The 1,193-nt window shown below is 63.7% G+C and carries 1 protein-coding gene; it reads left to right on the forward strand.

From position 1 onward, the window contains the following. On the forward strand, positions 1–1,191 hold the full coding sequence (tuf, locus tag ISS97_RS00005) for an elongation factor Tu (protein ID WP_404580012.1): 1,191 nt from the start codon (positions 1–3) through the stop codon (positions 1,189–1,191). Positions 1,192–1,193: the final 2 nt, after the last annotated feature.

Here is a 1,193-nt window from a genome sequence, read left to right on the forward strand (position 1 = left end):
ATGGCAAAGGGTAAATTCGAGCGCACCAAGCCGCACGTCAACGTCGGCACGATCGGTCACGTGGACCACGGCAAGACGACGCTGACGGCCGCGCTGACGAAGGTCGGTGCAGAGCGTTTCGGTGGTGAATTCAAGGCATATGACGCGATCGACGCGGCGCCGGAAGAGAAGGCCCGTGGTATCACGATCTCGACCGCGCACGTCGAATACGAATCGCCGACCCGCCACTATGCCCACGTGGACTGCCCGGGCCACGCCGACTACGTGAAGAACATGATCACGGGTGCGGCGCAGATGGACGGCGCGATCCTGGTGTGCTCGGCCGCTGACGGCCCGATGCCGCAGACGCGCGAACACATCTTGCTGTCGCGCCAGGTGGGCGTGCCGTACATCGTCGTGTTCCTGAACAAGGCCGACCTGGTGGACGACGCCGAGCTGCTCGAGCTGGTGGAGATGGAAGTGCGCGAGCTGCTCTCCAAGTACGAGTTCCCGGGCGACGACACCCCGATCATCAAGGGTTCGGCCCGTAAGGCGCTGGAAGGCGACCAGTCGGAAATCGGCGTGCCGGCGATCATCGCGCTGGTTGAGGCGCTGGATTCCTGGATTCCGCAGCCGGAGCGTGCGATCGACAAGCCGTTCCTGATGCCGGTGGAAGACGTGTTCTCGATCTCGGGCCGCGGCACCGTGGTGACCGGTCGTATCGAGCGCGGCGTGATCAAGGTCGGTGACGAAATCGAAGTGGTCGGTATCCGTCCGACCCAGAAGACCACCGTGACCGGCGTGGAAATGTTCCGCAAGCTGCTGGACCAGGGTCAGGCCGGTGACAACGCGGGTCTGCTGCTGCGTGGTCTGAAGCGTGACGACGTGGAGCGTGGCCAGGTGCTGGCCAAGCCGGGTTCGATCACCCCGCACACCGAGTTCGAGGGCGAGATCTACGTGCTGTCGAAGGATGAGGGTGGCCGTCATACCCCGTTCTTCAAGGGCTATCGTCCGCAGTTCTACTTCCGCACCACCGACGTGACCGGTGCGATCGAGCTGCCGGAAGGCGTCGAGATGGTGATGCCGGGCGACAACATTAAGATCAAGGCCACGCTGATCCACCCGATCGCGATGGACGAAGGTCTGCGTTTCGCGATCCGCGAAGGCGGCCGTACCGTCGGCGCCGGCGTCGTCGCCAAGATCATCAAGTAAGT

It is taken from the genome of Dyella koreensis (assembly GCF_044904565.1).
GTDB classification, from domain to species: Bacteria; Pseudomonadota; Gammaproteobacteria; order Xanthomonadales; family Rhodanobacteraceae; genus Dyella_D; species Dyella_D koreensis.